Source organism: Bradyrhizobium sp. SZCCHNS3052 (assembly GCF_032484495.1).
Taxonomy (GTDB): Bacteria; Pseudomonadota; Alphaproteobacteria; order Rhizobiales; family Xanthobacteraceae; genus Bradyrhizobium.
Map to the genome: position 1 here is coordinate 67,434 of NZ_JAUETB010000019.1, position 16,162 is coordinate 83,595.

Genomic DNA, 16,162 nt, shown 5'->3' on the forward strand with positions numbered 1-16,162 from the left:
ACGCGGCGATTTTACCCCTCGTTAGGCACGATGAGATCGCGCCTGGCCGGATGGACGGACGGTAACACGACGTGCAGCGCACCCTGGCAAGGTTGGAGAGGCACCGCACGCGAGCGATCGCTGACAGCTCCGATCATCCCCATGCCACGACTGCGCCGAGGGCGCGAACGAAGAGCTCCATGACCGCGACCTCATCCGCAGCTCACCCCAAGACGCGCGACCGGCGCGCCGCGCTGATCCTGCTGGTCGCGATGGCGCTCTACAACGGCGCCTATCTCGTCGGCTGGGCGCTGTCGTCGCCGCAGCCGGCGTTTGGCGACTTCTTCGGGCTATGGTCGTTCGGCAGATTTGCCGCGCTGTCCGGCGCCGGCATCTACGATCCGGTTGCGCTCGCGCGCTATCAGCAGACGCTGGATCCGACGCTGGGCGGCGGCGGCTTTCCCTATCCCTATCCGCCGACCTTCCTGCTGGTGCTGATACCCCTGGGCATGCTGGCGCTGCCGGTTGCCTATGTCTGCTGGATCTCGGTCACCTTCGCGCTTTATGGCCTGGCGACGCTGGAGCGCGATTGGCGCTCGTTAACCTCTCTGGCGCTGCTCGCGGCGCCAACCACGCTCATCAACGCGATCACCGGCCAGAACGGTTTCCTGTCGGCTGCCTTGCTGATCGGCGGATTGCGCCTGCTCGCGCGCCACCCGATCGTTGCCGGCACGCTGCTCGGCCTGCTCGCCTACAAGCCACAATTCGTGCTGCTGATGCCGGTCGTGCTGCTGGCGTCACGCAACTGGCGCGCCATCCTCTCGGCCATCGCCACGACCGTGATCGTCGCGGTCGTCACCAGCGCTGCGCTCGATGCGTGGATCTGGCTCGAATGGATCGTGAAATTTCCGAGCTATCAGGCGCAATTGCAGGCCAACCAGGTCAGCCTCAATCACATGATGCCGACGGTCATCGCTGGCTTGCACGCGCTCGGCGCGCCGCCGCCGATCGGCTACTTGGTTCAGCTCCTGTTGTCCTGCTCCATCGTCGTGATGGTCTGGGATGCCTGGCGACGCGGCTCAACGCAGCAGGCGATCGCGCTGGTCGCGGTCGGCAGCATCATCGCCACGCCCTATGCGATGATCTACGACATGCCGATGGTGGCGGCGGGGATTGCGATCCACTGGAAGGCGCGGAGCGACGCCGGCGAGCCGATCGCGCCGCTGGAGATCGGCCTCGTGATCGCGCTGGGAGCCTGCCTGCTCGCCATGATCGGGCACTCCGTGCCGTTCGCGGCGGCCATTCTGCTGGTCCTGCTGGCGTTGAGCATCGCCGGTGTGTTCGACCGCTCCGGCCGGAGCGCGCCTGCATTGAACATGACGCCGCCCGCCGCGGGTTGATTGTTCTCGGTGCAATTGACCGGATGACGATCGGCGATCGGCTGCGCTAAGCAGGCGGAGGAGATCCCCATCGTCACGCCGGTCATGCCCCCCGCATCATCCCTGCTCGCTTTCGCCCTCGTCTCGCTCGGCATGGTGCTGACACCAGGGCCGAACATGATCTATCTGATCTCGCGCGCGATCACGCAGGGTCACGTCGCGGGCCTGGTCTCGCTCGGCGGCGTTGCCGTCGGCTTTCTGGTCTACATGCTGGCGGCGGCGTTCGGCATCACGGCGCTGCTGTTTGCCGTGCCGTTCGCCTATGACGCGCTGCGCCTCGCCGGCGCTGCCTACCTGCTCTATCTGGCGTGGCAGGCGGTGAAGCCGGGTGGACGCTCGCCCTTCCAGGTGAGGACGCTCGCCATCGACAGCCCACGCCGGCTGTTCCTGATGGGGCTCGCCACCAATCTGCTGAACCCGAAGATCGCGATGCTGTATCTGGCGCTGCTGCCGCAGTTCATCGATCCCGCTGTCGGCAGCGTACTGACGCAGTCGGTGGTGCTCGGCGCGATCCAGATCGTGATCAGCGTCAGCGTCAACGCCATGATCGCCATGGCGGCAGGATCGATTGCCCTGTTCCTGGCGACACGGCCGAGCTGGGCGCTCGTGCAGCGCTATCTGATGGGCACGGTGCTCGCGGGACTTGCGGTGCGCATGGCGCTGGAGGCGCGGCGGGGGTGATTTCCATCGGCTCCCCCGCCTTGTCCGCCGAAGCCTCTCGGCAAAGGCGGACGAGAGCGGGAAAGGGGGCACCGCGCGTGCGGAAAGATCTCGGAAGTCATCGTCGGCAAGGAACGGCCGATGAGCTTCTCAGTCCAGCTTCGCTTCCATGCCGCGCTTCACGGCGGGGCGGGCCATCAGGGTATCGTACCAGCGCTTGACGTTCGGAAAGTCGGCGAGATCCACCTTGTGGCGCGGGTGGCGCCAGGCCCAGCCGACGATGGCGAAGTCGGCGATCGAGAGAGCGCCTGCGACGAACTCGTGCTGCGCCAGCCGGCGGTCGAGCACGCCATAGAGCCGGACCGTCTCGGCCATGTAGCGCTTGAGCCCGTAGGCACGGTCCTGTTCGTTGGTCAGCGCGATGAAATGGTGCACCTGGCCGGGCATCGGGCCGAAACCGCCCATCTGCCACATCAGCCATTCATAGACCGGGATCCGCTCGGCGAGGGATTTCGGCAGGAACTGGCCGGTCTTCTCAGCCAGGTAGAGCAGGATGGCGCCGGATTCGAACACGCTGACCGGCTTGCCGTCGGGGCCGTCGGGATCGACGATCGCCGGGATCTTGTTGTTGGGGCTGATCGCCAGGAATTCCGGCGCCATCTGGGCGCCCTTGGTGATGTCGACCGGAACGACGCGGTAGGGCAGCCCCATCTCCTCCAGCGCGACCGAGATTTTGCGCCCGTTTGGGGTGTTCCAGGTGTACAGCTCGATCGTCATGCGGGGCATCCTTCCCAACCGTCCTTGCTTGGTCGCGGGCTCCCATTAGCTCGAAACTGCATCCGGCTTCAAACGTACCGTTGTTGATGGGACATCGTGGCGGCTGGTCTCCGCCGCCCGCCCCCGATAGATTGCGCCACCCAAGAATCCACCCTCAGGGGAAACGCCGTGTCCAAATCCGCCTCCCGCGCCCGCCTCCTCGAGATCATCCGCAGGCGCTCGTTCGGCCGTGGCGAGGTCACGCTGGCCTCCGGCCGCAAGAGCGGTTTCTATTTCAACCTGAAGCCGACCATGATGGACCCGGAGGGCGCCACCTTGCTCGCCGAGCTCACCTATGAGGCGCTGAAGGACGAGGGCTTCGATTATATCGGCGGCCTGGAGATGGGCGCGGTGCCGCTCGCCGGCGCGATCGCCCAGATCTCCTGGATCAAGGGCCATCCGATCGCGGCCTTCTTCGTCCGCAAGAAGCCGAAGGAGCACGGCGCCAGGCTCGCGATCGAAGGCCTGACCCGCGACGAGACCCTGGCGGGAAAACGCATCGTCGTGGTCGAGGACGTCACCACCACCGGCGGCTCGGCGATGAAGGCGGTGGAAACCCTGCGCGAGGCCGGCGCCGAGGTGGCGCTGGTGTTCACCATGGTCGACCGCGAGGAAGGCGCCGCCGAGACCTTCGCCCAGGCCGGCCTGCCGTTCCGGGCGCTCTACAAGGCGCACGAATTCCTCTGAGGCGCCTGGCGCGCGGCGCAATTCGCGACCCGCGCATACCGCTCATTTACCAACGCCCGTTAAGGTTACCGCAAAGCTGATGGCGCCATGCCTTGGGCAAGGCGCGTTCGATCGCACATGATCGAGCGACGCGGGTTGCCGCGTCACGGCGTGGCTTTGCGGTGAAGATCCTGGCGATGGAGCGGGCGTTGCGTAGCGTGTTGTCGTTTCGGCGGAGGTCCCGCCACGTCGCTGTCGCGGCGACGGTCGGCCTCGTCGCGGCCGGCGCGCTGGCGCCGCGAATGGCGTCGGCCCAGGGCCTGTTCGACTTCCTGTTCGGCGGCTTCAACAAGCCGCAATCGCAGCGGCCGGCGCAAGGCGGCTTCTTCGCCGATCCGTTCGGCACCAACCCGCAGGCCCCCGCCCAGCCGCGCACCGCGAGCGGCGGATCGGGCGCGGCGTTCTGCGTGCGCACCTGCGACGGCCGCTATTTTCCGTTGACGCGGGGCCTCGCCTCGCCGGCCCAGATGTGCCAGGCGTTCTGCCCGGCCAGCCCGACCAGGATCTATTTCGGCTCCAACATCGACTACGCCACGGCGGCGAACGGCGAGCGCTATGCCGACAGCGAGAACGCGTTCGCCTATCGCCAGGCGCTGCGCGCCGACTGCACCTGCAACGGCCGCGATCCGGCCGGGCTGGCGCCGGTCGACCTGTCGCTCGACACCTCGCTGCGCCCCGGCGACGTCGTCGCCACCAGCGACGGCCTCGTCGCCTATTCGGGCACGCGCGGCAGCGGCGGCCAGCCGGCCGATTTCAAGCCGGTCGCCTCCTATCCCGGGCTGAACTCGGACATGCGGGCCAAGCTGAGCGAGATGAAGGTCGCACCGGTGCGCGCCGAGATGCTGGCGGCCGATGCGCTCGCCGCGATGCCGCCGCCGGAGGCCAGCGCCAGCAATGTCAGCGTCGCGCCGCCGCTGACGATCGCGCCGAAGCCGGCCACCGGCCGCGCCAAGCGCGCGGATGTGGATTGAGCCCGGACTCGTCATTGCGAGCGCAGCGAAGCAATCCAGAGTCCCGCACACCACCCTGGATTGCTTCGCAGCGCTCGCAATGACGGAATGCTGACCTAGCGCGCGACGATCACGCCGATGACGTTCGGCGCTTCCAGATATTTCTCCTCGATCGCCGCCCGCGCGGCGGCGCGGTTGTCCGGCGTCAGCAGGCCGCGTTTCTCGGCCAGGATCATCCAGCAGAAGCCCCACCAATCGGTCAGCATGCCCTCGTCGTCGACCAGGTCGTAGCCCTGCTCGGCGGCGAAGATGCGCGCCCGCGCCTCGTCGAGGCCATCGAGGAAGGTGTGGTCGGTGGCCGAGAACAGATCGTCGGAAATGTCGTCGGTGGTGTAGCCCCAGACCGACATGCAGACGGCGTTGAAGGCGCGGTCGATCTGGTCGTCGTCCACCGCCCGCCGGCGAGCCGTCTTGTGCAGCCGCGTCAGGCTGCGCGCAAAATCGGCAATGCGGGTCAGGGCCAGGGGATCGAAGGCGATATTGGACATGGGTGTCCTCGCGGGATGCACTGATGCCGGGGGCTGGCGGATCGAATCGCTGTCAGGATAAACGATCGCTTGCTAAATTGTTCTTAATTTGTTCCTAGCCGATTGTCCATCCCTTCTCAAAGGAGGCGCGCCGCTCTCATGGAGAATTCCAACACCGAAACCGATGCAGCCCTGCGCAAGCGTCTCGACTGGCTGCTGCGCGACCTATGCGTGGACTGGGGCTTTTGCAGCCGCCTCACCGCGGACGACCTGATGCTGGACGGCCAACCGCCCTCTCCGCAGGCGTTCGCCGCGGCCGTGCTGCGGGCCGAAGGCATGAACGCGGAATACGAGCCGGATTGGCGCCGTCGGATCGAGCAGATGTTCGTCGCTCGCCTCACAACGTGAGTCTGGATCCCGGCTTTCGCCGGGATGACGATGGGGAGAGCCCTCAACTCCACGACGCACCTGCACCATCCTGGCGCGTTCCGCCCCCGGAACTCCGGCCCCGTTTTTGCATCATTTTCCATCACCTTGCTGTGCGGACCAGCCTTTCCCCGGGTTTCGGACCGCGCGCAACCATCGTATGCTTTTACCGGTTCCTCGTAGCATCACAGGTTTCCAAGGTGACAGATCAGCCGTCCCAGCGCAGCTTCGTAAGCACCGGCCAGCCCGTCGACGAATTGGCGGTCGCGGAGATCAAGAGCGACATCCTGGCCAAGCTTCGCCTCGCCATCGGCAAGGAGGCGAGCCAGGCGACGCCGCAGGACTGGTACCACGCCGCGGCGCTGACCTTGCGCGACCGCATCGTGCATCGCTGGCTGACCGCGGACAAGGAGAGCTACGACGCCGGGCGCAAGCGGGTCTACTATCTCAGCCTCGAATTCCTGATCGGCCGCCTGTTCACCGACGCGCTCAACAACATGGGCCTGATGAAGGTGTTCGAGACCGCGCTCGGCGATCTCGGCGTCGGCCTGATGGACCTGCGCAAATGCGAGCCGGATGCCGCGCTCGGCAATGGCGGCCTCGGCCGGCTTGCGGCCTGCTTCATGGAAAGCATGTCGACCTTGCAGATCCCGGCGATCGGCTACGGCATCCGCTATGATTTCGGCCTGTTCCGCCAGGTCATCGTCGACGGCTGGCAGCACGAATATCCCGACGTCTGGCTGTCGTTCGGCAATCCCTGGGAGTTCCAGCGCCCCGAGGTGGTCTATCACGTTCATTTCGGCGGCGGCGTCGAGCACATCGACGACAAGGGCCGGGCCCGCGCGATCTGGCATCCCGGCGAGACCGTGCAGGCGGTGGCCTATGACACGCCGATCGTCGGCTGGCGCGGCCAGCACGTGAATGCGCTCAGGCTATGGTCGGCGCGCTCGCCCGATCCGCTGAAGCTCGACGTGTTCAACTCCGGCGACTATCTCGGCGCCTCGGCGGAAGAAGCGCGCGCCGAGGCGATCTGCAAGTTCCTGTATCCGAACGACGAGAGCCCGGCGGGACGCGAGCTGCGGCTGCGCCAGGAATATTTCTTCGTCTCGGCTTCGCTGCAAGATCTCGTCAAGCGCCATCTCGGCTCCGACGGCCAGTTGCGCAGCCTGGCGCAGAAGGCCGCGGTGCAGCTCAACGACACGCACCCCTCGCTCGCCGTGGCCGAGCTGATGCGGATCCTGGTCGACCTGCACAATTTCCGCTGGGACGAGGCGTGGAAGATCACCATCGCGACCTTGTCCTATACCAACCACACGCTGCTGCCCGAAGCGCTCGAGACCTGGCCGGTCGAGCTGTTCGAGCGGCTGCTGCCGCGCCATCTCGAGATCATCTATCGCATCAATGCGCAGCATCTCGCGCTCGCCGAGCAGCGCGCACCGGGTGACATCGACTACCGCGCCTCGGTGTCCCTGATCGACGAGAAGAGCGGCCGCCGCGTGCGCATGGGCCAGCTCGCCTTCGTCGGATCGCACCGCATCAACGGCGTCTCGGCGATGCATTCCGACCTGATGAAGGAGACCGTGTTCCACGATCTCAATCATCTCTATCCCGGCCGCATCACCAACAAGACCAACGGCATCACTTTCCGCCGCTGGCTGATGCTGGCCAATCCCAAGCTGACGAACCTCTTGCGCGAGGCCTGCGGCGACGCCGTCGTCGACGATCCGACCTTGCTCTCGAGCCTCGAGAGCTACGTCGCCGACGCCGGCTTCCACCAGAAGTTCCGCGCGGTGAAGCACCACAACAAGGTGCAGCTGGCGCGTCTGATCGGCGAGCGCATGAACGTGCGCCTCGATCCGGGCGCGCTGTTCGACGTGCAGATCAAGCGCATCCACGAATACAAGCGCCAGCTCCTGAACATCCTCGAAGCGGTGGCGCTGTATCTGGACATCAAGGACGACCCGCAAGCCAACTGGGTGCCGCGGGTGAAAATCTTCGCCGGCAAGGCGGCGGCGAGCTACCGCTATGCCAAGCTGATCATCAAGCTGATCAACGACGTCGCGGAGGTCGTCAATAACGATCCCGCGATCGGCGGCAAGCTGAAGGTCGTGTTCATGGCCGACTACAATGTCAGCCTGGCGGAAACGATCATTCCTGCGGCCGACCTGTCCGAGCAGATCTCGACCGCCGGCATGGAGGCGTCCGGCACCGGCAACATGAAGCTGGCGCTGAACGGCGCCCTTACCATCGGCACGCTGGACGGCGCCAATATCGAGATCCGCGACAATGTCGGCGCCGACAACATCGCGATCTTCGGCATGGAGGCCGACGAAGTCATGCTCCGCCGCAAGCAGGGACTGGACGCGTCCGACGTGATCCACCGGTCACCGCGGCTGGCGCGCGCGATCGATGCGATCGCGACCGGTGCGTTCTCGCCAGACGAACCCGGCCGGTTCGAGCCGATCGCCCATGCGCTGCGCCATCTCGACCACTACATGGCTTCGGCCGATTTCGATTCCTACTACGAGGCCCAGCGCGGCATCGATGCACGCTGGCAGACCGTGCCGGCCTGGACCCGCGCCTCGATCCTCAACGTCGCGCGCATGGCCTGGTTCTCCTCCGACCGCACCATCCGCGAATATGCCGACGACATCTGGAACGTGCCGGTCGGGCTGGCGATGGCGCCGGTGCAAGCGCAGCGGGCGTGAGCGGTGAGACCTACCCGTCGTCATTGCGAGCGAAGCGAGGCAATCCAGGGCCGAACAAGAACACTGGATTGCTTCGTCGCAAGGGCTCCTCGCAATGACGGCAGAGATCGAGAGTAGTCACCGTCGATGCAAGAGCGCGAATATGTCAGCCCCGACGGCCAGCTGAAGTTTCTGGTCATCTGCCCCGACGGCGATCTGACCATGGGGTTCGATGGCTGCCCCTGGCATACCCACGGCAGCATCCTGGCGGACCTGTCCGGATTGAGTGAGGCCGAAGCCACCGAGCGCCTGGTGACTGACCTCATGACGAATATCAGCGTCATCACGGTCCGGCGTATCGGCGGCAACATCACAGACGCCTGGATCTCGGATGATCCATCCGATGATCTTGCAAGCTATCAGCAATACGGCGAACCGACCGAAACCATTGAATTTCGGCGGTGGGACGGCACGCCAGTCGAGGTGCAGACGAACCATGCCTCCTGAAAGCACGAGACACCTGTTCGACGAGGCCACCCGCGTCACCGCCGGCGACAGCCGCTGGCAGGGACGGACCAGCCCGGACTACTGGGCGTTCGTCGGCCCGTTTGGCGGCGTCACGGCGGCGACCGTGCTGCGCGCGTTGATCCAGCATCCGCAAATTCAGGGCGATCCGCTGGCGATAACGGTGAACTATTGCGCGCCGATCGCGGAAGGGCCGTTCGATCTCGACGTGCGGCTGGTGAAGGCCAACCGCTCCTCGCAGCATTGGTGCGTCGAGCTGAGCCAGGGCGACACTGACGCGGCGACGCTCGCCACCGCCGTGTTCGCCGAGCGCCGGCTGTCCTGGTCGCATCAGCCGGCCACAAAGCCCGAGGCGCCGCCGTTCGATCAGGTCAAGCGACATCCCGACACGAACATGTCCTGGACCAAGCAGTACGATTTCCGCTTCATCGAGGGCCGTCCAGCGTTTGGCGCATCGTCGTCGGGGGAGCCGCACAGCAGCTATTCCCGGCTCTGGATCTCCGACCGCAAGCCGCGCAAGCTCGACTGCCTGTCGGTGCTGTCGATGTCGGACGCCTTCTTCGGCCGCGTCTTCCACGCCCGCGGCGAGCTGGTGCCGTTCGGCACGGTGTCGCTGACGACCTATTTCCACGTCAGCCGGGACGAGCTCGCGGCCGAGGACATCACGCATGTGCTCGCGACCGCCGACGCCAAGATTTTCAACCGCAGCTATCAGGACCAGCATGGCGAGCTGTGGTCGCCGTCCGGCCGGCTGCTCGCGACGACGACGCAGATTGCGTATTTCAAGGCGTGAGGGCCGGGACGCAAGCCAAGAAAACGGCGTCGTCCCGGCCTTGAGCCGGGACGACAGCTGTGGGTATGGCTTGAGCTCGCGCCTCTCGTGCATTGAACGGGGCGGAGCGGGAAAATGTGGGGTCAGCCGCAACGCGACCGCCCCCCCCCTTGACGTTTGCAGCCCTACTCCGCCGCCAGCTTCAGATCCGGCGCGGCGGCGCGGACCTCGGCGTCGACCTGGGCTTCGAACTTGGCGAAGTTCTTCTGGAACATGCCAACCAGCGCGCGCGCGGTCTTGTCGAACTCGGCCTTGTCCTTCCAGGTATTGACCGGATCGAGGATCTCGCTCGGCACGCCCGGCAGCGCGGTCGGCACCGCGAAGCCGAAATATTTGTCGGTACGGAACTCGACGTTGCGCAAGCTGCCGTCGAGCGCAGCCGTCAGCAGCGCGCGCGTCACCTTGATCGGCATGCGCGAGCCCGTGCCATACTTGCCGCCGGTCCAGCCGGTGTTGACCAGCCAGCAGTCGACATTGTGCTCGGCGATCAGCTGCCGCAGCATGTTGCCGTAGACGGACGGATCGAGCGGCAGGAACGGCGAGCCGAAGCAGGTCGAGAATTCCGGCTGCGGCTCGGAGCCCAAGCCGCGCTCGGTGCCCGCGACCTTGGCGGTGTAGCCGGACAGGAAGTGGTACATCGCCTGCGCCGGCGAGAGCTTTGCGATCGGCGGCAGCACGCCGAAGGCGTCGGCGGCGAGCATCACGACGTTCTTCGGATGCGGCGCGCGGCCGGTGCGCGAGGCGTTCGGGATGTAGTCGAGCGGATAGGCCGAGCGGGTGTTCTCCGTCTTGGAGCCGTCGTCGAAATCGGGAACGCGCGTATCCTCATCGAGCACGACGTTCTCGAGCACCGCACCAAACCGGGTCGACGCCGCATAGATCTGCGGCTCGGCTTCCTGCGACAGCTTGATGCACTTGGCGTAGCAGCCGCCCTCGAAGTTGAACACGCCGGACGGTCCCCAGCCATGCTCGTCATCGCCGATCAAGGTGCGGTTCGGATCGGCCGACAGCGTCGTCTTGCCGGTGCCGGACAGGCCGAAGAAGACAGCGGTGTCGCCGTTCGGCCCGACATTGGCCGAGCAGTGCATCGGCATCACGCCGCGCTCGGGCAGGTAGTAGTTGAGCGTCGTGAACACGCTCTTCTTCATCTCGCCGGCATAATAGGACCCGCCGATCAGGACGATCTTGCGGGCGAAATCGATCGCGACGACGTTCTGCGAGCGCACGCCGTGGCGTTTCGGGTCGGCACGGAAGCTCGGCATGTCGATGATCGTGAGCTCCGGCACGAAGGTGTCGAGCTCGATCTTCTCGGGGCGGATCAGAAGCGTGCGGATGAACAGCGAATGCCACGCGAGTTCGGTGAAGACGCGCGTCTTGATGCGGAAGCTCGGATCGGCGCCGCCATAGAGATCCTGCGCGAACAGGGTCTTGCCTTCGGCGTGCTTGATGAAGTCCTGATGCAGCGCCTCGAACTGCTCGGGCGTGATCGCCTGGTTGCCCGCCCACCACATCTTTTCGGTGGAGGCGTCGCGCACCGTGAACTTGTCCTTCGGGCTGCGGCCGGTGAACTCGCCAGTATCCGCGCACAGCGCCCCGTCGGCCGACAGCACCGCCTCGCCCGCCGCCAGCGAATACTGATAGAGCTGGGGAGCGCCGAGATTCCAGTGCACCTGCTTGAGGTTCTTTAAGCCGAACTTGTCGGCACCGAAGGCGCCGTTGCGAATACCCGTCTCTTGCACGAAGATCCCTCCTGAGAGCCCGCATCTGTTGCGCGCAGTCGCGCGCGTCGCGCGGTGACCGTTGCCGTTACATCGCCTTATCGAAGCGCGGTCGCCGACCTAATACTGATCAACGCTGGTCTTGCCAAGACGATCCGGCCCAATTGGTTATTGGCAAACCGTGATGTACGTAGCTCATGTTTTGCCGCGCCATGCACATTCCAGCAGCAGCCGCCTGCGCCCCGCTGAGTTGTTGCAACGCAACAGATATATCAGCGCGGTTGGGTTTCACGAGAACGACGAACGACGCTCAAATCGACGAATTCGCGCGGGCAAGCGAAGACCAAGGCGAAGACCGAGCATCCGGCCAACGCCCGTCGCACCGCCTCGCTGCAACCGATCGAGGGACGCCGCCCGAGCCGACGGAATGCGTCGGTGATCAGCCGTGTCGTCGCCACACCCGATCAGCCAGCTTCCATTCACGATTGCCTCGCGCTTGCGGGATCACATAATCCCGACTTCGCCCGGCCGCGACGTCAACGAGCTCACTCGCGCCCACGCCATGGGTTTGCGCGGCGCTCACCTTCTGCTGGACTGGGAGCGTGCACATCGAGCTTCACCGCAACTGCGTTCATGCGTGAACTTCGTCGTCTTTCGTCACGCGAGGATGAGCACAGCCATCAAAGCGGGCTCGAACTACACCTCACTTCGCGCGTGCCTCGTCAGCAAGCCGCACAAGCATCTTGCGCAACGCCCCGGGCGTGGTTACGTGCTCGGGAAACTCGAGCCGTAGCGTCTTGCCGTCGGCCATCAGATCCAATCCCTCCGGGTCACAGCCGCTACACCGCCACTCCGCGGCTTCGGCGCCGAGCAGCTTCGTCGCGTAGAGGGCGAGCGCCTCGCGGTGATCTTCGTTCATGTGATCGACGGCGCCCTGCTCTGCCAGAATCAGTTCATCAGCATCGGAGATATCCGTGAGAAACTGCTCGGGCTTGAGATCGACGATGCGGCCGAACCCGGCGACGAGATGCGCGCCTGACGGACGAATCACGAAGAACGAGAAGTCGGCGAAATCCGCATAGTCCGCAGCGGACGGATGCGCATTGAGATACCGACGGCGCAGCATCTCGCGATTGTCGTCGGTGGCCTGCTCGGCCTTGCCCGACAGCATGATGCGAGTTCCCTCGAGCGGATCGCCCGGCGCCCGTTCATCGAGCATCAGCGATACGCGCGAATCGGCAAGTACATTCCTGGTGTGTACAGCTAATCGCGAGATCAGGATGATCGGAGCACCATCGGACGCGGTGGCGACGTTGACGAGGGAGCAGTAGGGATCGCCCGACCCAACCATCAAGGTCGCAAGTGCGCCCTGCCGGCTTCGGCGCAGCAGGGATTGCGTCACGCGGTTAGGGTTAAAGCTCGCAGACATCGTCTTTTCCCTCGTCCATCCAGTTGCAATGAAGGCCTTTTTTCGGCTAAACGGGCCACAAACCTGGGCGCGGCACAAGACTTTGCCATGGTATTTGTGGAACTCGGTCACACTTCAGCCCAGCTTGCATTGCTCGTTGACCATGTTCGAAGCCCAAATATGCGGCCCTTATCTTGATTCTCGAAGTCTCGGCGTAACCAGACTCTGAAAGCAGGCTCATGCCCACAATCGCCTTGGTCGATGACGACCGCAACATTCTGACATCCGTCTCCATCGCGCTCGAGGCCGAGGGTTATCGGATCATGACCTATACCGATGGTGCGTCGGCGCTCGACGGTTTTCGGACCAGCCAGCCTGACCTCGCCATCCTCGACATCAAGATGCCGCGCATGGACGGCATGGAGACGTTGCGGCGGCTTCGCCAGAAGTCCGACCTGCCGGTGATCTTCCTCACCTCCAAGGACGAGGAGATCGACGAGCTGTTCGGCCTGAAGATGGGCGCGGACGACTTCATCCGCAAACCGTTCTCGCAGCGCCTGCTGGTGGAGCGCGTCAAGGCCGTGCTGCGCCGCTCGCAGCCGAAGGATCCGACGGCGCTGCCGAAGGAGAACGACGCCAAGGCGCTCGATCGCGGCCTGCTGCGCATGGATCCGGAGCGTCACACCTGCACCTGGAAGAACGAGCCGGTCACGCTGACCGTCACCGAGTTCCTGATCCTGCAGGCGCTGGCGCAGCGTCCGGGCGTGGTCAAGAGCCGCAATGCGCTGATGGACGCGGCCTATGACGACCAGGTCTATGTCGACGACCGCACCATCGACAGCCACATCAAGCGGCTGCGCAAGAAGTTCAAGATGGTCGACGAGGAGTTCGAGATGATCGAGACCCTCTACGGCGTCGGATATCGCTTCAAGGAAACCTGAAGCCCTGCAGCAAGGGACCTGAAGCATTGCCTTGCGCGACGTCATGCGAAATTGCGCGCTGACGTCGCGGTCTCGATTGGATAGGCTACGCCTCCTGCGCGTTTGTCCGAGCGCAGATGCCGGAACGGGGCCATTGTTGCGGCGAATTCGGGTGCGGCAAGTCGAGTTCTCGCGGGAATTCGCCGCACAACCCCTACGAAATTCGGAATCGGAGCACTCACATTGCTCGATCGCACGCAGCTTGACCCAGCCGTGAATGCCCACGACGCCGCCGCCGCGATCGCGTCCGAGGCGGCGGACGAGACCCCGCACGTCTCCGGCTGGCAGCGTCCGCTGAGCTGGCTGCGCCGCGCCGGACAGTTCCTGTTCGCGCTGTCGTTCTCGAGCCTCACCCGCCGCATCGTCTCGCTGAACATCGCCGGCCTGCTCGCGTTGGTTGCAAGCATCCTGTACCTGTCGCAGTTCCGCGCCGGCCTGATCGATGCGCGCGCGCAGAGCCTCCTGGTGCAGGCCGAGATCATCGCCGGCGCCATCGCCGCCTCGGCCACGGTACAGACCAACACGATCACCATCGATCCCGAGCGCCTGCTCGATCTCAAGCCCGGCGAGAGCTACGGCGCGCCGGACGAATATTCGCCGCTCGACTTCCCGATCAATCCGGAACGCGTCGCGCCGGTGCTGCGCACGCTGATCTCGCCGACCAAGACGCGCGCGCGCATCTATGATCCGAATGGCGGGCTCCTGCTCGACAGCCGCAACCTGGAGAACGTGCTGCGCTTCGACCTGCCGCCGCCGTCGAGCGAGAAGCCCGGCTTCGTCGAGCGTGCGCTGATCTCGGTCCGCACCTGGCTCAATCGCGGCGACCTGCCGCTGTACCGCGAATATGGCCCCGAGAACGGCAACGGCTACGAGGAAGTCGCGGACGCGCTGAAGGGCCAGAAGCGCAGCATGGTGAGGGTCAATTCGCGCGGCGAAGTGATCGTTTCGGTCGCGGTGTCGGTGCAGCGCTCGCGCACGATCCACGGCGCCCTGATGCTGTCGACACAGGGCGACGACATCGACCAGATGGTCACCGCCGAGCGTCTTGCCATTCTGAAGGTCGGCGGCGTCGCCTCCGCCGTCATGATCGTGCTGTCGCTGCTGCTCGCCAGCACCATCGCCGGACCCGTGCGCCGGCTCGCCGACAGTGCCGAGCGGGTCCGCCGCCGCATCAAGACCCGCGTCGAGATTCCCGACTTCACCCGCCGCCGCGACGAGATCGGCCATCTCTCCGGGGCGCTGCGCGACATGACAGACGCGCTCTACAACCGCATCGAGGCGATCGAGATGTTCGCCGCCGACGTTGCCCACGAGCTCAAGAACCCGCTGACCTCGCTGCGCTCGGCCGTCGAGACGCTGCCGCTGGCGCGCAACGACAACAGCCGCGCCCGCCTGCTCGCCGTGATCGAGCACGACGTGAAGCGGCTCGACCGGCTGATCTCCGACATTTCCGACGCCAGCCGGCTCGATGCCGAGCTGCAGCGCCAGGACATGACCCTGGTCGATCTGCGCCGGCTGCTGAACACGCTGACCTCGGTCGCCAACGAGACCAAGCTCGGCACCGACGTCACCGTCGAGGTCCGCTTCGAGGGCCGCGGCGCCAACGACACCTTCTCGGTGCCCGGGCATGATTCGCGGCTCGGCCAGGTGATCTCCAACCTTCTGTCGAACGCGCAATCGTTCTCCGCGGCCGGCGGCAAGGTCCGCATCACCTGCCGGCGCGTGCGCTCGGAGATCGAGATCACCGTCGATGATGACGGCCCCGGCATTCGCGAGGACGCCCTGCAGCGCATCTTTGAGCGGTTCTATACCGACCGGCCGCACCAGGGCTTTGGCCAGAATTCCGGGCTGGGCCTGTCGATCTCCAAGCAGATCATCGACGCCCATGGCGGGCGGATCTGGGCCGAGAACCGGCCCGGCCCTGTTGACGCCGACGGACATCCGACCTCGGCCGGGGCTCGCTTCGTCGTCCGGCTGCCGGCGTCGTGACGAACGAAACGGCGAGCATCCATGCGTCTGCCGTCCAGGTTGGGGAGCAGGCCGTCCTGATCCGGGGCCCCTCCGGTTCCGGTAAATCCCGACTCGCCTTCGATCTGATCCTCGCCGGACGCGCGGGACAGCTGCCGCCAACGGTTCTGGTGGGCGACGACCGTGTTCATCTCGCCACACGCGGCGGGGAAATGTGGGTGAGCCCCGCGCCCGCTCTGGCCGGGCTGATCGAGATCCGCGGCCTTGGAATCCGCGCCTGCGACCATGTGTCGGAGGCGAAACTTGGGCTTGTGGTTGACCTGATGGCCGAGGACGCTGCCCGCCTGCCGAACGCCGAATCGCTTCGGATTCATCTCAACGGTATCGAATTGCCACGGATACCTGTCGGCCCGGGTTTCTCACCCCTCCCGCTGGTTGTAGCGGAACTAATTACCACTCAAGCTTTCATGTTCCGGTAATCTTTCGGCCGATTGTGTGGGGCAAATTGGTAACCATATCAG

General features: G+C 65.3%; 15 protein-coding genes. 11 read left to right on the top strand and 4 right to left on the bottom strand.

The genetic code is table 11. From position 1 onward, the window contains the following. Positions 1-179 precede the first annotated feature (179 nt). Together QX073_RS33180 and QX073_RS33185 are read left to right on the top strand one after the other, a co-directional pair. Positions 180-1,379 carry a glycosyltransferase family 87 protein gene (locus QX073_RS33180; protein WP_316192243.1) on the top strand — a complete coding sequence of 400 codons (1,200 nt, stop codon included), beginning with the start codon at positions 180-182 and terminating at the stop codon, positions 1,377-1,379. 84 nt (positions 1,380-1,463) lie between these two features. After that, entirely contained in the window at positions 1,464-2,099 is a 636-nt protein-coding gene (locus QX073_RS33185; protein ID WP_316193313.1) for a LysE family translocator, read from the top strand. 129 nt (positions 2,100-2,228) lie between these two features. Here the strand turns inward: QX073_RS33185 and QX073_RS33190 are convergent, their stop codons facing one another. After that, positions 2,229-2,855 (bottom strand): glutathione S-transferase family protein, encoded by a 627-nt coding sequence (locus QX073_RS33190; RefSeq protein WP_315715332.1) that lies wholly within the window; start codon positions 2,853-2,855, stop codon positions 2,229-2,231. A 168-nt stretch (positions 2,856-3,023) separates the two neighbouring features. Here QX073_RS33190 and pyrE point away from each other — a divergent pair, with 168 nt between their 5' ends. Then, positions 3,024-3,581 (top strand): orotate phosphoribosyltransferase, encoded by a 558-nt coding sequence (gene pyrE / locus QX073_RS33195; RefSeq protein WP_316227027.1) that lies wholly within the window; start codon positions 3,024-3,026, stop codon positions 3,579-3,581. Between the two features lie 188 nt (positions 3,582-3,769). Further along, positions 3,770-4,591, top strand: coding sequence for a DUF2865 domain-containing protein (locus QX073_RS33200; RefSeq protein WP_315752225.1), 822 nt, complete (start codon positions 3,770-3,772; stop codon positions 4,589-4,591). A 95-nt stretch (positions 4,592-4,686) separates the two neighbouring features. On the opposite strand, the gene QX073_RS33205 is transcribed toward QX073_RS33200, so the two are convergent. Next, positions 4,687-5,118: a hypothetical protein gene (locus tag QX073_RS33205; protein WP_316193312.1), complete on the bottom strand. Its 432-nt coding sequence runs from the start codon at positions 5,116-5,118 to the stop codon at positions 4,687-4,689. 138 nt (positions 5,119-5,256) lie between these two features. Here QX073_RS33205 and QX073_RS33210 point away from each other — a divergent pair, with 138 nt between their 5' ends. From QX073_RS33210 to QX073_RS33225, 4 genes are all read left to right on the top strand, one after another. Then, the gene (locus QX073_RS33210; protein ID WP_315752226.1) at positions 5,257-5,505 is read left to right on the top strand and encodes a hypothetical protein; all 249 of its coding nucleotides are present in this window, start codon (positions 5,257-5,259) and stop codon (positions 5,503-5,505) included. A gap of 218 nt (positions 5,506-5,723) precedes the next feature. Next, positions 5,724-8,231, top strand: coding sequence for a glycogen/starch/alpha-glucan phosphorylase (locus tag QX073_RS33215; protein WP_316227028.1), 2,508 nt, complete (start codon positions 5,724-5,726; stop codon positions 8,229-8,231). Between the two features lie 126 nt (positions 8,232-8,357). Then, a complete protein-coding gene (locus QX073_RS33220; RefSeq protein WP_315752228.1) occupies positions 8,358-8,717 on the top strand; it encodes a hypothetical protein in 360 nt (119 codons plus the stop codon). Then, on the top strand, positions 8,707-9,528 hold the full coding sequence (locus QX073_RS33225) for a thioesterase family protein (RefSeq protein WP_316227029.1): 822 nt from the start codon (positions 8,707-8,709) through the stop codon (positions 9,526-9,528). Before QX073_RS33220 ends, QX073_RS33225 begins: the two co-directional genes overlap by 11 nt. Positions 9,529-9,692: 164 nt before the next feature. Here QX073_RS33225 and QX073_RS33230 read toward each other — a convergent pair whose 3' ends face one another. After that, positions 9,693-11,306, bottom strand: a complete 1,614-nt coding sequence (locus tag QX073_RS33230; RefSeq protein ID WP_316201560.1) for a phosphoenolpyruvate carboxykinase — start codon at positions 11,304-11,306, stop codon at positions 9,693-9,695. A gap of 682 nt (positions 11,307-11,988) precedes the next feature. Next, positions 11,989-12,714: a HugZ family protein gene (locus tag QX073_RS33235; RefSeq protein ID WP_316227030.1), complete on the bottom strand. Its 726-nt coding sequence runs from the start codon at positions 12,712-12,714 to the stop codon at positions 11,989-11,991. A 218-nt stretch (positions 12,715-12,932) separates the two neighbouring features. Between QX073_RS33235 and QX073_RS33240 the strand changes: the two genes are divergently transcribed. From QX073_RS33240 to QX073_RS33250, 3 genes are all read left to right on the top strand, one after another. Further along, a complete protein-coding gene (locus QX073_RS33240) occupies positions 12,933-13,634 on the top strand; it encodes a response regulator transcription factor (RefSeq protein WP_006611449.1) in 702 nt (233 codons plus the stop codon). A gap of 222 nt (positions 13,635-13,856) precedes the next feature. Further along, on the top strand, positions 13,857-15,662 hold the full coding sequence (locus QX073_RS33245) for a sensor histidine kinase (RefSeq protein ID WP_316174523.1): 1,806 nt from the start codon (positions 13,857-13,859) through the stop codon (positions 15,660-15,662). Beyond that, positions 15,659-16,120, top strand: coding sequence for an HPr kinase/phosphatase C-terminal domain-containing protein (locus QX073_RS33250; protein ID WP_316169611.1), 462 nt, complete (start codon positions 15,659-15,661; stop codon positions 16,118-16,120). Before QX073_RS33245 ends, QX073_RS33250 begins: the two co-directional genes overlap by 4 nt. Positions 16,121-16,162: the final 42 nt, after the last annotated feature.

Coding starts and splice junctions, on each gene's coding strand:
- QX073_RS33185 (WP_316193313.1), top strand. CDS start 1,464: ATGCCCCCCGCATCATCCCTGCTCGCTTTCGCCCTCGTCTCGCTCGGC.
- QX073_RS33180 (WP_316192243.1), top strand. CDS start 180: ATGACCGCGACCTCATCCGCAGCTCACCCCAAGACGCGCGACCGGCGC.
- QX073_RS33235 (WP_316227030.1), bottom strand. CDS start 12,714: ATGTCTGCGAGCTTTAACCCTAACCGCGTGACGCAATCCCTGCTGCGC.
- QX073_RS33190 (WP_315715332.1), bottom strand. CDS start 2,855: ATGACGATCGAGCTGTACACCTGGAACACCCCAAACGGGCGCAAAATC.
- QX073_RS33220 (WP_315752228.1), top strand. CDS start 8,358: ATGCAAGAGCGCGAATATGTCAGCCCCGACGGCCAGCTGAAGTTTCTG.
- QX073_RS33225 (WP_316227029.1), top strand. CDS start 8,707: ATGCCTCCTGAAAGCACGAGACACCTGTTCGACGAGGCCACCCGCGTC.
- QX073_RS33205 (WP_316193312.1), bottom strand. CDS start 5,118: ATGTCCAATATCGCCTTCGATCCCCTGGCCCTGACCCGCATTGCCGAT.
- QX073_RS33210 (WP_315752226.1), top strand. CDS start 5,257: ATGGAGAATTCCAACACCGAAACCGATGCAGCCCTGCGCAAGCGTCTC.
- QX073_RS33240 (WP_006611449.1), top strand. CDS start 12,933: ATGCCCACAATCGCCTTGGTCGATGACGACCGCAACATTCTGACATCC.